Origin of the sequence: Streptomyces sp. NPDC008079, assembly GCF_042957385.1 — a bacterium.
In the GTDB taxonomy this organism is placed as follows: Bacteria; Actinomycetota; Actinomycetes; order Streptomycetales; family Streptomycetaceae; genus Actinacidiphila.
Genome location: NZ_JBIBIC010000025.1, coordinates 64,239 through 82,174, shown reverse-complemented (window position 1 = coordinate 82,174; position 17,936 = coordinate 64,239). Strand labels below are relative to the sequence as shown.

Genomic DNA, 17,936 nt, shown 5'->3' with positions numbered 1-17,936 from the left:
CACCGCTGACGCCCGTCGGGTGCACGGTCGTCGCCGCTGTCACCCGCTCAGCGCGCGCCGGGCTTCAGACGGCTCGCGCGGGACTCCAGGAAGCGGCGCTCGGTGAGGCTGGCCGTGCCGCGCGCGGCCAGAAGATAGTGCTCGCGGGCGGCCGCGAGGTCGCCGGAGCGCTCCAGGAGATGGGCGCGGACGACATGGAGCCGGTGGTGGCCCTCGACGCGGGCGTCGTCGTCCAAGGTGGCCAGCAGGTCGAGCCCGGCCCGCGGCCCCTGGATCTCGGCGAGGGCGACGGCGCGGTTGAGGGTGACCATCGGGTTGGGCGCGATCCGCTCCAGGATCTTGTACAGGGTGTGCACCTGGTGCCAGTCGGTGTCCTCGGTGCGCTCCGCGGCGGCGTGCGTCGCGGCGATGGCGGCCTGGAGCTGATACGGCCCGAGCGCCGAGCGGGCCATGGCCGTACTGATCAAAGCGGTGCCCTCGGCGATCAGGTCGGCGTCCCAGAGCGTACGGTCCTGCTCGTCCAGCGGGATCAGGTCGCCGCCGGGCCCGGTCCTGGCGGCGCGGCGCGCGTCGGTGAGGAGCATGAGGGCGAGCAGACCGGCGACCTCGCCGTCGTCGGGCAGCAGCCGACCGACCACACGGGTCAGCCGGATCGCCTCGCGGGCGAGGTCGGCGCGGTGCAGCGCGGCCCCGGAAGTCGCGGTGTAGCCCTCGTTGAAGATCAGGTACAGCACGTGCAGGACGACCCGCAGCCGTTCCTCGCGCTCGCGTGCCTCGGGCAGGGTGAAGCGGCTGCCCGCCGCCTTGATCCGCTGCTTGGCCCGGCTGATCCGTACGGCCATGGTGGCCTCGGGCACCAGGAACGCGTGGGCGATCTCCGCCGTGGTCAGACCGCCGACCGCGCGCAGGGTCAGGGCGGTCTGCGAGCCGGGCGTCAGCGCCGGGTGGCAGCACAGGAACAGCAGTATCAGGGTGTCGTCACCCTCCGGCGCGCCGTCCTCGCCGGGACCCGGGCTGACGCCCGCCTCCCGCTCGGGGGACTGGGCCGCCGCGGCCGTCTCCCGCGCCTTGCGGGCGTGGTCGCTGCGGATCTGGTCGATCAGCCGGCGGGAGGCAGCGGTGATCAGCCAGCCGCGCGGATGGTCCGGCACACCGTCGGCCGGCCACTTCACGGCCGCGGCGAGCACCGCCTCCTGCACGGCGTCCTCGCACTCCTCGAACTGGCCGTGCCTGCGGACCAGCACACCGAGGACCTGCGGCGTCAGCTCGCGCAGCAGGTCCTCGGTCACGGTGTCGGTGCTCACATCTCCAATTGTCCACCGGAGAACATCACCTGGCGCACCTCGATGCCCAGCCCCTCCACCTTCGCGTCGGGGATCATCGCGGCGAGCTCCAGAGCGCGCTCGCGGTTCTCGCAGTCGATCAGGTAGAAGCCGCCGAGGTACTCCTTGGTCTCCAGGTACGGCCCGTCGGTGACGACCCGCTGCCCGTCGCGGACCCGCACGACGGCGCTCTGCGAGATGTCGGCCAGGCCCTGGGTGAGGATCATCTCGCCCGACTCGGTGACCGTGTTGATGAAGGCGTCGTGGCCGCCCATGACCTCGTTGCGCTCCTCCTCGGTCAGCGCGTTCCACACCGCCGGGTTCATGTGCATGATCAGCAGAAACTTCATCGCTACTCCTCTGTCCCGCGTGGACGCCGTCCGCGGATGCCCTGCTCGGACGTCCCGCGCGTATGTCGTACGTGTGTGCCGTACGCCGAACCCCTTCCGGGTCCGTGCACCACACAGTCGGAGCCGCGGACGGCTTCTTGACATCGGCGGCGCATCGAATTCTGGCCCGTTCCGATCCGTGTCCATACGTTTCGATCCGTACCGATCCGCTCCAATACGGCCCGGTCCGGCCCGCTCCGAAAATTCTTCCAGCCGGACCTCAAGAAGCCCGTCGCCGCTCCGACCGGTGCGGGAAAGAGACCCGACACGGCGGAGGAGCGGACATGCCGGACAACGGGGATACGGATGCGCCGGGTGGACCGGCGGACCGGCGCGAGTGGCTGGGCCCGACCCTGCTCGCCCTGCCGACGCTGCTGGTGGCGACGGACATGACCTCGCTGTTCCTCGCGCTGCCCCGAGTGACCGCCGACCTCGGCGCGAGCGGTGTCCAGCACCGGATGTCGGGCGCGCCGCCCGACGCGGTCCCCGCCGCCGTCGGCCGTACGCTCGCCGGTGCCACCGCCGCCAGTGACCGGCTCCCGCCCGGTCCGGCCGCCGAGCTGGTGCGCACGGCCAGGTCGGCCTTCACCGCCGGGGTGAACCTCACCGGAGTCAGCGCGACCGGGGTTGACGTACGGCGGGCGCGGTCATCTAAGCTCCATCGAGTTCACAAGGACACTCATCGTTCATGTCCTTGAATCCGCCGGTGAGTGGGCGTCCCGTACGCGCCACCCGCGCGTCACCCGCATCGAGAGCCGAGAACCGAGCCGTACCGACGCCACCACCGGCCATCCATGCCCGCAGCGCACCGAGCACGCACGGCACTTGGAGACTCCGATGGACCGACGCCACTTCCTGATCGGCGGTGCGGCACTCGCCGCGACCGCCACCGCGACCGCGATCCCCGCCACCGCGCACGCCACCGCCCGCGCCGCGGCCTCTGCCGCCGCCCCGCCCTCCCCGGTGCTGCCCTCCAGGGCGGCCGTCGTCACGGCACTGCGCCGCGTCGCCGACCACTGGATCGGCGCCCACGCCGACCCCGGCAACAACCAGTGGGCCAACGCCACCTTCTTCAGCGGCCTGACCGCCCTGTACCGGCTGACGTCCGACACCCGCTATCTGGCCTACGCGCGCTCCTGGGCCGAGCGGAACAACTACGGCCTCAACGGCGGCACGACCACCCGCAACGCGGACAACCAGTGCGCGGGCCAGGTGTATCTGGACCTGTACGAGATCGAACCCGACCCGGCGAAGCTGACCGCGATCGAGACCTGCCTGCACCGCATGGTCTACACCGACCAGGCCGGCAAGGGCGACGACTGGTGGTGGGACGACGCGCTGCACATGGCGATGTCGCCCTTCGCCCGCCTGGGCGTGCTGCGCGGTGACGCGAACTACCACCGCAAGCTGCACGACCTGTACCGGCACACCAAGTCGGCCGAGGGCGGCCCCGGTCTCCACGACCCGGCCACCGGGCTGTGGTACCGCGACAAGAACTTCCTGCCCGGCGGCATCCTCTCGCCCTCGGGCAAGCCCGTGCTGTGGTCGCGCGGCAACGGCTGGGTCGCCGCCGCGCACACCAAGACCCTCAAGGCGCTGCCCGCCGATCAGGCCGACACCGCCGAATACCGCGCCACGCTCAAGGAGTTGGTACGGGCGGTCGCCGCGGTGCAGCGCACCGACGGCTTCTGGAACGTCAACCTCGCCGACCCCGCGCACTTCCCCGGCCCCGAAACGAGTGGAACCGTTTTCTTCGCCTACGGCACCGCGTACGCGGTACGCGCGGGACTCGTCGACCGGGCCACGTATCTGCCGGTCGCCGCGCGCGCCTGGAACGGCCTGCTGGCCACGGCGGTTCACCCCGACGGCACCCTCGGCTGGATCCAGAAGGTCGGCGACCGGCCGGACTCCAGCCAGCCCGTGACGTACGACAGCACGGCCGACTTCGGCGTCGGCGGATTCCTGCTCGCCGGGACCGAACTCGCGGCGCTCGCCACCTGATCGCGAGCCGGGTTCGGCCAACTCCCGCACCGCGCAGGGGCTTGACGGGGGCATTAGTCCGTACCTATGGTCTGCGGTCAGTCAAGTGTTCAGAAATGCAAGCTCGGTTCACACTCAGGAACGCCACGGTGCACACCGGGGAACACGCGCTCACCAACGCGCTCACCCGGGAGCGCGCCGCTCACGAACAGCCCCCCACTCAAGATCGGATGGTCACCGCATGGCAGGCACCCCCACGCCCTCGCCCGCGCGCCACCGCCGCCGCGTACGGCGCCCCGTTCTGCTGGTCACCGCCGCCTGTGCGGCCGCGGCCCTTGTAACCGGTTTCTCCGCCTGGCCCGGAGGCGCCCAGCGCGCCAGCGCCGCACCGGCCGCCTTCGTCCACCCCGGAGTGACCGTCTCCGCCGCCCAACTCGACTTCGCCCGCGCCAAGGTGCAGGCCAACGCCGAGCCGTGGAAGAGCGCGTACAACCAGATGATGGCCAGCTCGTACGCCTCGCTGACCCGTACGCCCAAGCCGCGCGCGAACGTCGAGTGCGGCTCCTACTCCAACCCCAACAACGGCTGCACGGACGAGCGCGAGGACGCGATCGCGGCCTACACCGACGCGCTGGCCTGGTACTTCACCCGTGACGCGCGCTACGCGCAGGAGTCCATCAAGCTGATGGACGCGTGGTCGGCGACGATCACCCAGCACACCAACAGCAACGCCCCGTTGCAGACCGGCTGGGCGGGCTCGTCGTGGCCCAAGGCCGCCGACATCATCAAGTCGACCTACACCGGCGGCTGGCCGAACGCCGGGCGCTTCGGCACCATGCTCCGCAACGTCTACCTGCCCGAGATCATCAACGGCTCGAACAGCAACGGCAACTGGGAGCTGTCGATGATGGAGGCCGCCGTCGGCATCTCCGTCTTCCTCGACGACAAGACCGACTACGACAAGGCGATGGCCAAGTTCCGCACCCGCGCTGCGGCCTATGTCTACATCGCCGCGGACGGGGCGCTCCCCAAGACGGTGCCGAGCCAGAACCTCGACACCAAGGCCAAGATCGTCAGCTACTGGCAGGGGCAGTCCACCTTCGTCGACGGGCTGACCCAGGAGACCTGCCGCGACTTCACGCACACCGGATACGGCATCTCCGCGATCTCGCACATCGCCGAGACCAGCCGCATCCAGGGCGACGACCTGTACGGCACGGACATCGGCGAGCGGCTGCGGCAGGCGCTCGGCTTCCAGTCCAAGTACGAACTTGGCACGGCGCCGCCGAGCTGGCTGTGCAACGGCAGTGTCAACCGCGGCCTCGGCCCGATCACCGAGACCGGCTACAACGCGCTGCACACCCGGCGCGGGGTCGCGATGACCAACACGCAGACCCTCACGCAGAACAACCGGCCCGCCGGTTCCAACAACCTTTTCGTGGCCTGGGAGACCCTTACGAACGCCGAGAACCCCAACTGACCCACGCGGACGGCGAATCACGCGAGGGCCGCGCACCCCACCGGGCTGCGCGGCCCTCGTCGCGCGCTCTGCGCGGAGCCCCGCGGCCACGGCGTCCGGCAAGCGCCTGACGGACACCGGATGTTCGGCCCCGGCAGCGGCGGCCGACAGTGTCGCCGAGAGCGAAAACCGGAGGGAATCACGCGGCGCGGTGCGTACCGTCTGCCGGATGACTCTCTCTTACGACACGGCGGGCGACGGCCCCGCACTGGTATTCCTGCACGCCGGGGTCTGCGACCGGCGGATGTGGGACCCGCAATGGCAGCCGCTGGCCGACGCCGGTTACCGCGTCATCCGCTGCGACCTGCGCGGCTTCGGCCGGACCCCCGCGCCGGACGCGCCGTACAACAACGCCGACGACGTGATCGGACTCCTCGACACGCTCGGCATCGGTCAGGCGGCGCTCGTCGGCGCCTCCTACGGCGGCAGGACCTCGCTGGAGATCGCCGCGCGCCACCCCGAGCGGGTCGGCGCGATGGTGCTGCTGTGCCCGGGAATGGCCGGGCACGAAGCCTCCGCCGAACTCGACGCGCTGGACGAACGCGAGGAGGCGCTGCTGGAGGCGGGCGACCTCGCGGGCGCCGTCGAGCTGATGGTCGAGACCTGGATCGGCCCCGAGGGCGACGAGGCCGCCCGGCGGGCCGTACGCGTCCAGCAGCGGAACGCCTACGAAGTTCAGCTCGCCGCCGAGGAGTTCGACCAGCTCCGCCCGCCGTACGACCTTGCGGCGGTACGGGCGCCGTCCCTCGTCGTCTCCGGCGCCCACGACCTGGCGGACTTCCGGCAGATCGCCGCCCGGCTGCCCGGACTGCTCGCCGACGCCGGCCACCTCGAACTGCCCTGGGCCGGACACCTGCCCAGCATGGAACGGCCCGCCGCCGTCACCCACCTGCTGAAGGACTTCCTGGGGGAGCGGTGGAGCGAGACCCCGCGCGCGCCTCAGGTGACGCCGAAGGTCACCCGGTAGTCGCACCGCCCCTTGCACGACATCGTCGCCGCGTCGTCGAAGGCGTACGAATAGGCGTACGGCGCGGCCTTCTTGAACACCTGCGTGTAGTCTACCGGCCACTTCGACGGCACGCACTTCTCCCGCCCGGCCCAGGCGCCTTGACAGCAGTAGGTGTCCCCGCCGAAGGCCGCGCACGGCGGCTTGCAGCCGACGACCCGGCCGCCCGACATGGCCCGCATGGCGCTGGGGCAGTCCACCGGCTTGGTGCACGCGCCCTTGTAGCAGCCCGTCGCACTCACCGGATCGGCGGTCACGGTGTGCGAGATGTTGATGTACATCGGCAGATTCGCGCCGTCGACCATGCTCACGTCGTAGAAGTCGAGCCCGGCGTACGCGTCGAAGGTGAACTCACCCAGCGTGGTGGGCGGGTTGGCGCCCGAGCACTGCGACGTGCAGTCCCCGGTCAGGCACGCGCCCTGGCCGCCGGACGTGCAGCCGGTACGGCCCCAGATCCGGCCGCCCCATTTGTTGCCCACGGTGAGGGACGTGCTCTGCCCCGGCCGCAGCTCCCGGCCGTTCGGATACGCGGCGGTGCCGGTGACGATCGCCCACACCGTCTCCTGCGTGCGGTTGACGACGGTGATCGTCCGCCCGCCACCCGAACCGGCCCCGGCCGCCGCTGACTTCGGCGCGGACGGCTTCGGCGACGACGGCTTGGGACTCGGCCGCTGCGACGGGCGCGCGGTCGCCGACGGCGAGGCGGACGCGCGGGTCGCGGTCGCGGACGCCGTCGGCGACCCGGACACGGTGGGGGTCGCCGGAGCCGAAGCCGCGGCCTGGCGGGTCACCGCCTCCGTACTCGCGGACCCGTCACCGCCCGGCGAGGACGGCCAGTAGTAGACCACCCCGCTCGCGACCACGGCGGCCACGACCAGCCCCCACCAGCCCCGTACGGATCTCGTCCGCCGCCTGCGTCCCATCGTGCCGCCTCCAGCCGTGCCACGTGCATCGGTACACGTCGGAGACCCCGTGGGACGCGGCCGGATAACACAAACCGTCCGGCGACGGCATGGCGAAGGGCGGGAACACCCCCGTGGCTCCCGCCCCTGTCATTCGGACCGCAACCGCCGTCGCGCCCCGGCCGTCCGGCCGAGGCGCGGAGGAAGGGCCGGCGCCTGCCGTCCGGGATTCCGCTAGGTCTCGTCGTCGTGCAGCGGGAGCCAGTTGGCGCGGCGGCGGGCCGCCTTCGGCGTGTCGATCTGCATGATCGGTTCCTGTCTGTCGGCGAACCGTCCGTGGACCGCCCTCATGGGCGACGGACGGGCCGCCCCGTGGCCGGGGTCCGCGGGTGGCGGGTCCGACCTGGGGCATGCACAGGCAAGCCTGCCGGTCACGGCGCCGGCCTGTCGTTAGCAGCCGGTCGCCTGACGACTTGGCAATGCGTCCACAACGGCCGGAGCCACCCTAGGAACCCGCACCCGGACGTACGGACCGCTGGCGGTGGTCGGTGGGCGCCGCCCCGTGGACGGCGCGGTAGGCGCGGCTGAAGTCCGCCGCCCGCGGAAAGCCCCAGCGGGCCGCGATGAGATGGATCGGCGTCTCCAGCAGCGCCGGATCGGCCAGGTCGCGACGCGCGCCCTCCAGCCGCAGGCGGCGTATGTACGAGGCGACCGTCTCGTCCTCCGCCTGGAAGAGCCGGTGCAGGTAACTGCGCGAAATGTGGTGCACCGCGGCGATATGACGAGGCGTCAGCTCCGGGTCGTGGAGATTCTGCCGGATGAAGGACTTCACCCGCAAGGTGAGCGCCCGGGTCCGCGTCTCCGGTGTCAGCGCCGCCTCGGCGTCCAGGGCGTTCGCGAGGAGCGCCGCCACCAGGTCGACCAGCACGGCGCCCAGCCGAGGACCGTCGGAGGGCGCGTACGGCACGGTGTCCGCGGCGAGCTGGGTGAGGAACTGCGCGAGCAGCGCGCCCACGCCCTCGCGTCCGGTGATGTGCCGCCCGATCACCTTGTCCAGCCGGTGCTGCGGAAGCGGCAGCAGCACCTTGGGGATCTCGACGCCCACCGAGGAGATCGACCCGTGCCCGGTCCAGATCTCGTACGGCCGCGAGGAGTCGTTGGTGTGGATGTCGAACGCACCGTAGGAGTTCTCCTCCCGGCCCCACGACACCCCGGCCTCACCGCTCAGCAGGAGCGAGAGGTGGTAGACCTCGGGGTCCGACTGCCGGATCAGCTTCGGCGTGCGCAGGAAGACCAGCTGCTCGAAGGTCGCGGGCCAGATCGACACCGCGCCCAGCCCGATCAGCCGCTGATGCGCCTTGAAGTCGGCCGCGCACTCGCTCTCCAGCCGCATCGGGGCGTGCGTACGGTTCATGCACTCGCGCCAGGCGTCGAATCGGTCCTCGACCGCCAGGTCCTCGCTGCGGAAGACCGTCTCCGCCAGCATCGCCACACCCACTTCCGCACCGCGACATCGCGCCGCCGACGTCGTGCCCGCCCCGGCCGTCCCGGAAAGCGGAACGTACGGCGCCGCGTCGGCGACCCCGGTGAGTTTGCCATGCGCCCCGGCGAGCCCGGCACGGCACCCGGCCGGGCCGCCGCCCCGGCACACCCTCCGGTCAGGTCCTTCGCGCGTCACCGCGCAGGACGCGGTGCCCGTACTCGGCGATCAGCGGGTCGAGGTCCGGCTCACCGAATTCGGCGATCAGCGCGCGGAACGCGACCACCTTGTCCGGGCCGAACCGCGCCACCTTCCCGGCGTACGCGGCGGCGTCCAGGAACTTCGGCGGGCTCGACTTCGAATGGAACTTGTCCGCGTACATCACCAGCCGCTCCTCGACGGACCCGGCGACGTACTCACCGGGCGGGATGGGCAGCCGCTGCCGCTCGATGTCGGCGCGCGTCAGCCCGACGCCGGTGTGGTGGGAGGCGAAACGGCACAGCTCCTCCGGCAGGCCCTCCGCGCGCAGCAGCTCGTGGCCGAGCACACCGTGCCGGACGTACGCGTCGTCGCCCAGCCGGTAGACACCGATGTCGTGCAGGAGTGCACCGGTCTCGACGAGCCCGGTGTTGACCGGCTCGGGTGAACGCGCGGCCAGGTCGAGGGCGATCCGCGCCACGATCTCGCAGTGGGTGCGGACGAGGGACAGGGACTCACGGGTCGGAGCGTACTTCTCGTGCAGCGCGCGCACGCTCTCGGCGGTGGGAAGAATCACTTCCGCAGCGTATGACCCGACACCCCGCGCCGGGGGCCCGCGGGCGGCCGTACGGAGTGCGATGCTCTGCTGATGACCACAGAACCGGACGCGGCGCGGCGGGCACGACGACACGGGGCACCGCCGTGCTGAACGTCCTGAACTGGCTCCGCACCCGCGACGCGGACCTGTCCGCGCTGCGCCGCGCCGGACGCGCCGCGATCGTCATGCCCGCCCTGTTCGCCCTGTGCGACAAGGTCGTCGGCAACCCGGCCATGGCCACCTTCGCCTCGTTCGGCGCGCTGTCCGGGCTGCTCTTCGTCGACTTCAGCGGCGCGATGGGCCAACGGCTCGCCGCGCAGACCGGTCTGGTGGCGGCGGGCGCGGTCCTGGTCACGGTCGGGACGCTCGCCTCGCGGACGGCGTGGCTGGCCGTCCTGGTCACCCTCGTCGTCGGCTTCCTCGTGCTGTTCGCCGGGGTCGTCAGCTCGGTGCTGGCCAGCGCCTCGACCGCGCTGCTGGTCGCCTTCGTGCTGCCGGTGACGCTGCCCGCCCCGGTGAGCGCGCTGCCCGACCGGCTCGCGGGCTGGCTGCTGGCCGGCGCGGCGTCGGTGATCGCCGTCGGCCTGCTCTGGCCCGCGCCCCGGCGCGAACCGCTGCGGCTGGCCACCGCCACGGCGTGCGCGCTGCTGGCCCGGCGGCTGCGCTCCGAGGTCGACTGCGTCCGCGGCGGCTTCGGACCGGTCGGCGCGGCCGAGTACCGGGCGCTGTCCGACGAGGCGGGCGCCGCCGTCGCCGCGCTGCGCACCTCGTTCTTCGGGACGCCGTACCGCCCCACGGGGCTGTCCACGTCGGCGCGCACGCTGGTCCGGCTGGTCGACCAGGTGGTGTGGCTCGACGCGATCCTGGAGCGCATGCCACTCGACGAGGAGCCCGGGCCGACGGACGCGGTCGTCTGCGACGTGAAGGTGGCCGCCGCGACCCTGCTCGAACACGGCGCGGCCAGCCTGGAGTCGGTCGCCGACAGCTCCGCGGAGCTGGAGCGCGACCTGCGGCGGCTGGAGGCCGCCCGCGAGGCGATGGAGACGGCCGTCACCGGCGATCTGCCGCTGCACCGGCCCCGGACGGCGAAGTCAGGCTCCGCCGACGCGCCGGGCCCGTCCGGCGCGCCCGACACCCCTGCCGCCGACGACGCCGTGGCCGGAATCCTCGGCGCCCTCGAACCGAGCTTCCGCGCCCAGGAGATGAGCTTCGCGATCTCCGCCATGGCCACCAACATCGGCCTCACCGTCGCCGCCCTGCGCCGCGGTTGGTGGGACCACGTCCTGGGCCGCGGGCCCTCGGGCGTGCCGTCCTTCCTGTCGTCCGCGCAGGAACGCGCCGGGGCCCACGTCGAGCGCCACTCCGTCTGGCTGCACAACAGCGTCCGCGGCGCCATCGCGCTCGCCCTGGCCGTCCTGCTCGCCGAGTCGACCGGAGTCCAGCACTCGTTCTGGGTCGTCCTCGGCACCCTCGCGGTGCTGCGCTCCAACGCCCTGAGCACCGGCCAGAACGCGCTGCGCGGCCTGCTCGGCACGGGCGTCGGCTTCGTCATCGGCGGCGGCATCGTCTACGGCGTCGGCACCCACACCACCGCCCTGTGGCTGCTGCTGCCCTTCGCCGTGGCCTTCGCGGGACTCGCGCCCGCCGCCATCTCCTTCGCCGCCGGACAGGCCGGGTTCACCACCGTCCTGCTCATCCTCTACAACATCATCGAGCCCGCGGGCTGGCAGATCGGGCTCGTCCGCGTCGAGGACGTCGCCCTCGGCTGCGGGGTCTCCCTGGTGGCCGGGGCGCTGTTCTGGCCACGCGGGGCAGGACGCGCCCTCGGCCAGGCACTGGCCGGCGCCTACGAGGAAGGCGCCCACTATCTGCGCGGCGCCATCCAGTACGGCGTCGCCCGCTGTGACGCCGCCGCCCCCGCGCCCGCCACCCCGCAGGACGAGCGGCGCCGGGCCGCCGCCGCCTCGCGCCGCCTCGACGACGCCTTCCGCGGCTTCCTCGCCGAGCGCGGCACCAAGCACATCCCGCTGGCCGACGTGACGACCCTCATCACCGGCGTCGCCGCGCTGCGGCTCACCTCCGACGCGATCCTCGACCTGTGGGAGCGCGAGACCGTGACCTCGCAGGAGGACAGGACGGCGGCCCGCGGCGAGATCCTCTACGCGGGCACCTTGCTGGTCGACTGGTACGAGGCCGCCGCGCGGGCCCTCGCGGGCTCCGGCGCCGTCCCCGACCGTGCCGCCCGCGACGAGGCCGCGGACGGGCGGCTGCTCGACGCCGTACGCCGCGACCTCACCGCCGACGACGGGCGCGGCACCTCCACCGCCGTCAAGATGATCTGGACCTTCGACCACATCGACGCGGCCCGCCGCCTCCAGGCGGGCATCCTGCGCCCGGCGCGGGCAGCCGCGACCCTGCGACAGGGCCGCGGCCCGTTCGGCCCGCGTCCGGCGCTGCGGGTCAGGTCGTCGCGGGCGTGAGGCTCAGGTCGAGGCGCTGCGGACCGCGGACGAACACCCCGCTGTCCGGGGCCGGCGTCCCGTCGGCGAAGCCCATCTCGGCGAAGGCGTCCAGGAGTTGGTTGGCGCCGACCTCCACCTCGGCCTTCGCCAGCAGCGCGCCCACGCAGAAGTGCCGCCCGAGCGCGAACGCCAGGTGATCGGCGGCGGCGCTGAAGGCGTTCGCGGTGGTCAGGTCCGTGCGGTGGATGTCGAAGGTGTCGGGCCTGTCGTAATGCCGCTCGTCCCGGTTGGCCGCGCCGATCAGACAGGTGACCGTCGCGCCCGCCGGGATGGTGACGCCGTGGAGCGTGACGTCCTGGGCCGGCTGCCGCATGATCATCTGGAGCGGGGGAGTGAACCGCAGGGACTCCGCGAAGGCCGCCGCCACCAAGTCGCGGTCGGCCCGCACGGCCTCCAACTGCTCGGGGTTGGCCAGCAGATTGCGGAACATCCCGGAGATCGCCTTGTCGGTGGTCTCGCCGCCCGCGGACAGCAGCAGGCTCACGAACGAGGTGATGTCCTGGTCGGTCATCACCGTGCCGTCGATCTCCGCCGTGCACAGCGACGACAGCAGGTCCTCGCCCGGCTCGGCCCGCCGCCGGTGGACGATCGGCACCAGATACGCGGCCAGCTCCCGGCTCGCGCGCATCCCGGCCTCGGCGACCTCGGGGTCCTGCGCGAGATTGGCGAAGAAGCCGACCACGGCGGCGTACCAGGCGTGGAAGCGGTCGTGGTCGTCGCGGTCGAGCCCGAGCATGTCGACGATCACATTGACCGGGAAGCGGGTCGCGAACTGATCGACCAGGTCCGCCTGTTCGGCGTCACGGAAGGCGTCGATCAGATCGCGCGCGTTGCGCTCGATCACCGGCAGGAACCGCTCCCGTAACTCCCGGCCGCGGAAGGCCGGTGCCACCAGCGCCCGGTGGACGGAGTGCTCCCGCCCGCTCATCTGCACGATGGTCCGCCCGCCGTGCACCGGTTCGAGCTGCCAGGCGTAGTTGTCGGTGGTGAACACCGGGTCGCGGAAGGCCCGTTCGACGTCCTCGTACCGCGACAGCAGCCAACTGCCGGTGCCCTCGTGGAAGACGACGGGGTAGTGCTCCCGCAGGACGCGGTAGGCCGGATACGGGTCGGCGGCGAACTGCGGCGAGAGGATGTCGGGCGGTTGCGGTATGACGGTCACGATACGTCCTCTGCTTCCCTGCTCACGGGCGCGTACGGCATGCGGGCGGTCACGACGCTAGGGCACGGCGGGCAGCCGCACCTAGGCGCTTTCGCGCCCTGTGCGGACCTCTACACTCCTGGCCATGCTGCCTCTGGACGACCCCCGCTGGACCACGCTCGACCACCGCGACCGGTCGAACGGCAAGGGCGGTTCCGACGCCCCCTGCGTGCCCGACGAACTGCGCCACCTGCTCGACCACCCCGCCGACCGCGAACGCTTCGACGACCTGTGGCCGTACCTCTGCTCCGAGGGCACCGCCTGGCCCGCCGCGTACGCCGCCGTGCCGCACATCGTCGCCATCGCGCGCGGCCTTCCGGCGGCCGAGAGGGACGACTACCTGTACGTGATCGGGCTCGTCGCCATGTGCTCGGGCGAGTACGGACAGGTCTGGGACGGCCTGCCCGACGACCTCGCGCAGGCGTACCGGCAGGCGCTCCCCGAGGCGCTGGCCCTGCTCGGGGAGACGCTGGTGGCGGGCGAGCACGACCAGGTCACCACGGGTTATCTGCTCGCGGCCACGGCCGCGCTCAAGGGACACGGCGAATACGCCGAAATCCTCAACGACCTCGATGTGTACGCCGAATGCCAGTCCTGCGGCGAGCCGATGCTCGAACTGCCCTGATCCGCGCCGACCGTATACAGCGCCGAACCGGTCAGACCGATTCGCCGAAGCCGGGAAGAATGGCGAGGCGCCGCACGGTCGCCTTCTTGGCGATCTCGATGCCGGGCGCGTAGGTGTCCGAGTCGTACCAGGCCCGCGCCTGCTCCACGCTGCTGAACGACAGCAGCGTCAGGCCCTTGGCGCCGTCCCACGTGCCCTCGACCGCCTCGGGCCTGGCGTTGATCATCAGGTACTCGCCGCCGAATTCGGCCACCGCCTTCTGGGCGATCTCCCGGTAGTCCGCCATGGCGGCCATGTCGGTCACTTGGATTTCCAGCAGGACGTACGCGGTCATCTGCGGTCTCCCCGAATTCGGCTGCGAAATACGTCACATGACGTGGAACGCTGTGGATCACATGCGATCCGGCGCTCAGCATGCCGAATTCGGGACGGCCGCGCAATGGTCCCAAAGTCCCCGTGCCGTGCGGGAATTGGCGTGACTGTCACGCTCCGGCCCGCGATTGGCTCACCGGCCCGCCGCGGTGAACCGCCAGTGGCCGGAACCGATCGCGTAGACCGCCTCCTCGCCGTCGCTGTGCAGCAGCCGAGCGCCGTGCGTGGCCTCGACCCGCGGATGCCGTGCGTCGGGCAGCGGCAGATGGACGGTCGCGGTCGAGCCGACCGGCACCGTGACGTCGAGCGTGGTCCGGCCGTTCGCGACGGTCCAGGAACTGGCGACCGTGCCGCGCGGGGTGGCGATCGAGGCCGCGGCGTGCCGCATCCCCGCAGGGATCCGCGGCGCGACCGTCACCGTACGGTAGGCCGGCCCGGTCGGCTCGATGCCCGCCAACCGCGTGTAGAGCGAGGCGTTGACACCGGCGAACATCGCGTGGTCGTGGGTCTCCATGTTGGAGTAGTACGTCCACTGCTCCCACGAACTCGTCGCGCCCTGGCCGATCTCGTACCCGAAGCCGGGGTAGGCGCGCTGGTCCAGCACCGTCATCGCCACATCGATCCGGTCGATCGCGGCGAGCGCGTCCATCAGGTAGCGGGTGCCGAAGATGCCGGTGTCGAGGTGTCCGCCGTCCTTCTCGGTGATGGTGGCGACCAGTTGCCGTCCGACGGCCGCCACATGCGCCGCGGGCACCATGCCGAAGGCCAGCGGCAGCACGCTCGTGGTCTGCCGCCCGTCCCCGTAGGTGTCGCCCGCCGCGTTGAGGAACGCGGCGTTGAACGCGTCCTTGATGTCCCGTGCCAGCGTCCCGTAACGGGCGGCGTCCGCGCTGTGGCCCAGCGCCGTCGCCGACTTGGCGACATCCACCGCCTGGAGGTACGACAGCGCGGTGTTCACCACCGACACCTCGCTGGTGCAGGCGCCCGCGTTCGGCCCGCCGCGACCGCCGTTGGCGTTGGCGCCGCGGTCCGGCGGACACCAGTCGCCGAAGCCCCGGTCGCTCGGCCAGATGTGCCCCGGCACATCGGCGGCGTTCTTGTCGACGAACGCCTTCATCGCCGGATACGTGGCCGCCAGCGTCGCCAGGTCGCCGTACTGCTCGTACAGCGTCCACGCCAGCGTGATCTGGTTGCCGCCCATGTCGGGCTGCTGCGCGTTGCCCGCGTCGTTCGGCAGGGCCGTGCCGGGCGGCATGTCCTGGAGGTACTTGGCGTAGTAGCGGTCCATGCCGAACTCACGGGTGGACGCGTCGTGATACGCCTGCACGTCCATGCCGGGAGGAGTCCGCTCGTCGCGGACCGGATTGTCGGTCGGGACGCTCATCGAGTTGTTGAGGACGCTCCACCGGTTGTTCCGCCAGATCTGGTTCAGCAGCGCGTCGGAGGAGGAGAAGGTGCCCGTGGAGGCCACATCGGCGTGCACCACGCGCGCGTCCAGGCTGCTCAGGGCCGGTTTGCCGGGGAAGCCGGTGACCTCGACATAGCGGAAGCCGTGGTAGGTGAAGCGCGGCTCGTACGTCTCCGCCGTACGGGCGCCCGCCAGAGTGTAGGAATCGGTGGACGCCGCCGACCTGTTGGTGGCCGTGTCCAGCGTCCCGTCCGCGCCGACCTCCTCCGCCGTCCGCATCCGCACTGTCGTCCCGGCGGGACCCGTCACCCGCAGCCGCTCCCACCCCGCGATGTTCTGCCCGAAGTCGTAGACGTAGACGCCGGGCTGAGGCTGCGTCAGCTTCACCGCGCGGAGCGTGTCCGTCACCCTGACCGGCGGCATGGTGTCCGCGACGAGCTTGTCGGAGGGCGCCGCCACCGTCCGCACCGGCTGCCAGCCGGAGTCGTCGAACCCGGCGCGGTCCCAACCCGGCTTGTCCAGAAGGGCGTTGTAGCTCTCACCCGCGTAGAGGTCATTGGCGGTGACGGCGCCGGTCGACCACTTCCAGGAGTCGTCGCTCACGACGCTCTGCCGGGTGCCGTCGGAGTAGCGGACATCGAGCAGCACGACGGCCTGCTTGGGCCCGGTCCAGCGGAAGCCGTACGGGCTGAACCGTGGCCCGTATCCGTTGCCCAGCCAGAGGCCCACCGTGTTGGCGCCCTGCTTGAGGGAGCCGGTGATGTCGTACGTGGCGTACAGATCGCGCTGGTCGTACGGCGTGCTCGCCGGTGCGAGCACCCGGTCGCCGACCTTCGCGCCGTTCAGGTGCATCTCGTAGAAGCCGAGCCCGTAGACGTACGCCCGCGCCCTGGTGACCTTCTTCCGGCCGTCGAGGGTGAAGCCCTTGCGGAGCAGGGGCGCCGCGGGGTTCGGGTCGAGCAGTGTCGGGTCGCCCTTGGGTTCGAGCTGCCCGTCGGTGACCGCCGAGTCGGGGAAGGACGGGTCGGGCGAGGCGGAGAAGTCGTCGGAGAACAGCGTCGCCCCGTCCAGGCCGCGCACGACGAGGTTGTCGTACAGGGCGTGCTCGGCGACGTTGCCGGTGGTCGAGGTGCGGAAGCCCAGGGTGCCGGCGGTGAAGGTGGTGTCGGTCCGGGTGTCCACCCGCGTGCCGTCGACCGAGGTGGTGATCGTGGCGCCGTCCGCCCGGACGGTCAGGTGGTGGGGCGCTCCGGCGTTCGCCGTGGTGACCACCGGGCTGAGGTCGACCTCACCGAGGGTGGCGAAGGAGCCGTCCTTCTGGACGTGCGGGCGCAGCAGCACCTTGCCGGGCGTCGAGGCCGCGTTGATCTGCCACATGTAGTAGTCGCGGCTGTCCTTGACGCGGAACAGGACGCTCGCCGCGCCCGCCTTGATGGTGAAGTCCGTGTCCAGGGTGAAGTCCGACCAGGAGGCGGCGCCGCCGGTGTCCGGAGTGATCCACCGCGCGCCCTTCCAGTCCGCCGAGTTCAGCAGGCCCATCTCCCAGCGCCCGACCGGACTCCAGGCCGACGCCCGGCCGTAGGCGTCCCAGACCTGCACCTTCCAGTAGTAGGTGCGCGAGGACTCCAGCGCGGGACCGCCGTAGGGCACGCCGGTCGAATCGTCCGTCGCCACCCGGCCGCTGTCCCAGACGTCCGCCTTCGGGGAGTTCAGCCGGGCCGGGTCGCTCGCCACCAGCACCCGATAGGCGCTCTGCCGCTGGCCGTTGGCCGCGGCGCGCAGTTTCCAGCCGAGCGCGGGACGCGGATCGTCGATGCCCAGCGGATCCGTCGTGGCGTCAGCGGTCAGCTCACCCACGGAGATTCCGCCGGACGCGGCCTGCGCGGCCGGGGGGTGACCGAAGGGCGCGCCGCCCAGGGACAGCGACGTCACCAGGACCGCGACGGCGATCCCGTACGACAGTTTTTCCCGCGCAAAACCGGACATCGGACTCCTTGCGGTGAGTGAAACGATTCACTCCATTGAGGCGTGAGAAACGTATGAGAACGCCAGGCGGGGCGTCAATACTTCTGACGCGGCCCGGTTGCGTGCAGCCGCCATCCGGGGGTGTGCGCCCGATCCATCGGATCGGACATCGTTGTCGACATTGAAAGACGTTTCAATATCCTGGTCTTGGGATTTCGGGTAATTCCGGGCGCACGCCTATTGACCGGCCGCTGAGATGGACTTAGGTTCTCCCCGGCTCCTGTTGAATCGTTATACGGTCTGCCCCGCTTCGGATACGGCGCGTCCCCCGTGGCCCGCGCCCGGCGACCGACCCCGCACCGCCCCTGGGGGGCGGGCCCGTTCGGCGCGACGACGGAATGAATCGATTGACCGGGCAGGCGGCGCCGCACCACGGCCGCGCACCGCGC

The 17,936-nt window shown here is 71.7% G+C and carries 15 protein-coding genes; 7 read left to right on the top strand and 8 right to left on the bottom strand.

Annotation, left to right across the window (positions count from 1 at the left end; all coding sequences use genetic code 11):
• Positions 1-47 precede the first annotated feature (47 nt).
• Both ACFZAM_RS34425 and ACFZAM_RS34420 read right to left on the bottom strand, forming a co-directional pair.
• Positions 48-1,304 (bottom strand): DUF6596 domain-containing protein, encoded by a 1,257-nt coding sequence (locus tag ACFZAM_RS34425; protein ID WP_391051876.1) that lies wholly within the window; start codon positions 1,302-1,304, stop codon positions 48-50.
• Complete coding sequence (locus ACFZAM_RS34420) at positions 1,301-1,672, bottom strand: YciI family protein (RefSeq protein ID WP_391051873.1); 372 nt, start codon at positions 1,670-1,672, stop codon at positions 1,301-1,303. The genes ACFZAM_RS34425 and ACFZAM_RS34420 overlap by 4 nt, the downstream gene beginning before the upstream one ends.
• Positions 1,673-1,995: 323 nt before the next feature.
• Between ACFZAM_RS34420 and ACFZAM_RS34415 the strand changes: the two genes are divergently transcribed.
• The 4 genes from ACFZAM_RS34415 (at position 1,996) to ACFZAM_RS34400 (ending at position 6,177) form a co-directional block, all read left to right on the top strand.
• Entirely contained in the window at positions 1,996-2,409 is a 414-nt protein-coding gene (locus ACFZAM_RS34415; RefSeq protein WP_391051871.1) for a hypothetical protein, read from the top strand.
• A 139-nt stretch (positions 2,410-2,548) separates the two neighbouring features.
• A complete protein-coding gene (locus ACFZAM_RS34410; RefSeq protein WP_391051868.1) occupies positions 2,549-3,712 on the top strand; it encodes a glycoside hydrolase family 88 protein in 1,164 nt (387 codons plus the stop codon).
• 220 nt (positions 3,713-3,932) lie between these two features.
• On the top strand, positions 3,933-5,171 hold the full coding sequence (locus ACFZAM_RS34405; RefSeq protein ID WP_391051866.1) for an alginate lyase family protein: 1,239 nt from the start codon (positions 3,933-3,935) through the stop codon (positions 5,169-5,171).
• Between the two features lie 208 nt (positions 5,172-5,379).
• Positions 5,380-6,177 (top strand): alpha/beta fold hydrolase, encoded by a 798-nt coding sequence (locus ACFZAM_RS34400; protein ID WP_391051863.1) that lies wholly within the window; start codon positions 5,380-5,382, stop codon positions 6,175-6,177.
• On the opposite strand, the gene ACFZAM_RS34395 is transcribed toward ACFZAM_RS34400, so the two are convergent.
• Positions 6,150-6,773, bottom strand: a complete 624-nt coding sequence (locus ACFZAM_RS34395; protein WP_391051861.1) for a thaumatin family protein — start codon at positions 6,771-6,773, stop codon at positions 6,150-6,152. The genes ACFZAM_RS34400 and ACFZAM_RS34395 overlap by 28 nt on opposite strands.
• Positions 6,774-6,783: 10 nt before the next feature.
• On the opposite strand from ACFZAM_RS34395, the gene ACFZAM_RS34390 reads away from it, so the two are divergent.
• The gene (locus ACFZAM_RS34390; RefSeq protein WP_391051858.1) at positions 6,784-7,056 is read left to right on the top strand and encodes a hypothetical protein; all 273 of its coding nucleotides are present in this window, start codon (positions 6,784-6,786) and stop codon (positions 7,054-7,056) included.
• A gap of 567 nt (positions 7,057-7,623) precedes the next feature.
• Here the strand turns inward: ACFZAM_RS34390 and ACFZAM_RS34385 are convergent.
• Both ACFZAM_RS34385 and ACFZAM_RS34380 read right to left on the bottom strand, forming a co-directional pair.
• Complete coding sequence (locus tag ACFZAM_RS34385) at positions 7,624-8,604, bottom strand: helix-turn-helix domain-containing protein (RefSeq protein WP_391051911.1); 981 nt, start codon at positions 8,602-8,604, stop codon at positions 7,624-7,626.
• 172 nt (positions 8,605-8,776) lie between these two features.
• The gene (locus ACFZAM_RS34380) at positions 8,777-9,373 is read right to left on the bottom strand and encodes an HD domain-containing protein (protein ID WP_391051856.1); all 597 of its coding nucleotides are present in this window, start codon (positions 9,371-9,373) and stop codon (positions 8,777-8,779) included.
• A 125-nt stretch (positions 9,374-9,498) separates the two neighbouring features.
• Between ACFZAM_RS34380 and ACFZAM_RS34375 the strand changes: the two genes are divergently transcribed.
• The gene (locus ACFZAM_RS34375; protein WP_391051853.1) at positions 9,499-11,874 is read left to right on the top strand and encodes an FUSC family protein; all 2,376 of its coding nucleotides are present in this window, start codon (positions 9,499-9,501) and stop codon (positions 11,872-11,874) included.
• On the opposite strand, the gene ACFZAM_RS34370 is transcribed toward ACFZAM_RS34375, so the two are convergent.
• A complete protein-coding gene (locus ACFZAM_RS34370; protein WP_355343608.1) occupies positions 11,855-13,078 on the bottom strand; it encodes a cytochrome P450 in 1,224 nt (407 codons plus the stop codon). The genes ACFZAM_RS34375 and ACFZAM_RS34370 overlap by 20 nt on opposite strands.
• A 124-nt stretch (positions 13,079-13,202) precedes the next feature.
• Between ACFZAM_RS34370 and ACFZAM_RS34365 the strand changes: the two genes are divergently transcribed.
• On the top strand, positions 13,203-13,742 hold the full coding sequence (locus ACFZAM_RS34365; RefSeq protein WP_391051849.1) for a hypothetical protein: 540 nt from the start codon (positions 13,203-13,205) through the stop codon (positions 13,740-13,742).
• A 31-nt stretch (positions 13,743-13,773) separates the two neighbouring features.
• On the opposite strand, the gene ACFZAM_RS34360 is transcribed toward ACFZAM_RS34365, so the two are convergent.
• Both ACFZAM_RS34360 and ACFZAM_RS34355 read right to left on the bottom strand, forming a co-directional pair.
• Complete coding sequence (locus ACFZAM_RS34360; protein WP_355343602.1) at positions 13,774-14,076, bottom strand: DUF1330 domain-containing protein; 303 nt, start codon at positions 14,074-14,076, stop codon at positions 13,774-13,776.
• Between the two features lie 171 nt (positions 14,077-14,247).
• Positions 14,248-17,508: a family 78 glycoside hydrolase catalytic domain gene (locus tag ACFZAM_RS34355; RefSeq protein WP_391051845.1), complete on the bottom strand. Its 3,261-nt coding sequence runs from the start codon at positions 17,506-17,508 to the stop codon at positions 14,248-14,250.
• Between the last annotated feature and the right edge of the window lie 428 nt (positions 17,509-17,936).

Excerpts from the sequence above, each read along its gene's own strand:
- ACFZAM_RS34420 (WP_391051873.1), bottom strand. The coding sequence starts at position 1,672 with ATGAAGTTTCTGCTGATCATGCACATGAACCCGGCGGTGTGGAACGCG.
- ACFZAM_RS34415 (WP_391051871.1), top strand. The coding sequence starts at position 1,996 with ATGCCGGACAACGGGGATACGGATGCGCCGGGTGGACCGGCGGACCGG.
- ACFZAM_RS34410 (WP_391051868.1), top strand. The coding sequence starts at position 2,549 with ATGGACCGACGCCACTTCCTGATCGGCGGTGCGGCACTCGCCGCGACC.
- ACFZAM_RS34405 (WP_391051866.1), top strand. The coding sequence starts at position 3,933 with ATGGCAGGCACCCCCACGCCCTCGCCCGCGCGCCACCGCCGCCGCGTA.
- ACFZAM_RS34400 (WP_391051863.1), top strand. The coding sequence starts at position 5,380 with ATGACTCTCTCTTACGACACGGCGGGCGACGGCCCCGCACTGGTATTC.
- ACFZAM_RS34385 (WP_391051911.1), bottom strand. The coding sequence starts at position 8,604 with ATGCTGGCGGAGACGGTCTTCCGCAGCGAGGACCTGGCGGTCGAGGAC.
- ACFZAM_RS34365 (WP_391051849.1), top strand. The coding sequence starts at position 13,203 with ATGCTGCCTCTGGACGACCCCCGCTGGACCACGCTCGACCACCGCGAC.
- ACFZAM_RS34360 (WP_355343602.1), bottom strand. The coding sequence starts at position 14,076 with ATGACCGCGTACGTCCTGCTGGAAATCCAAGTGACCGACATGGCCGCC.
- ACFZAM_RS34355 (WP_391051845.1), bottom strand. The coding sequence starts at position 17,508 with ATGTCCGGTTTTGCGCGGGAAAAACTGTCGTACGGGATCGCCGTCGCG.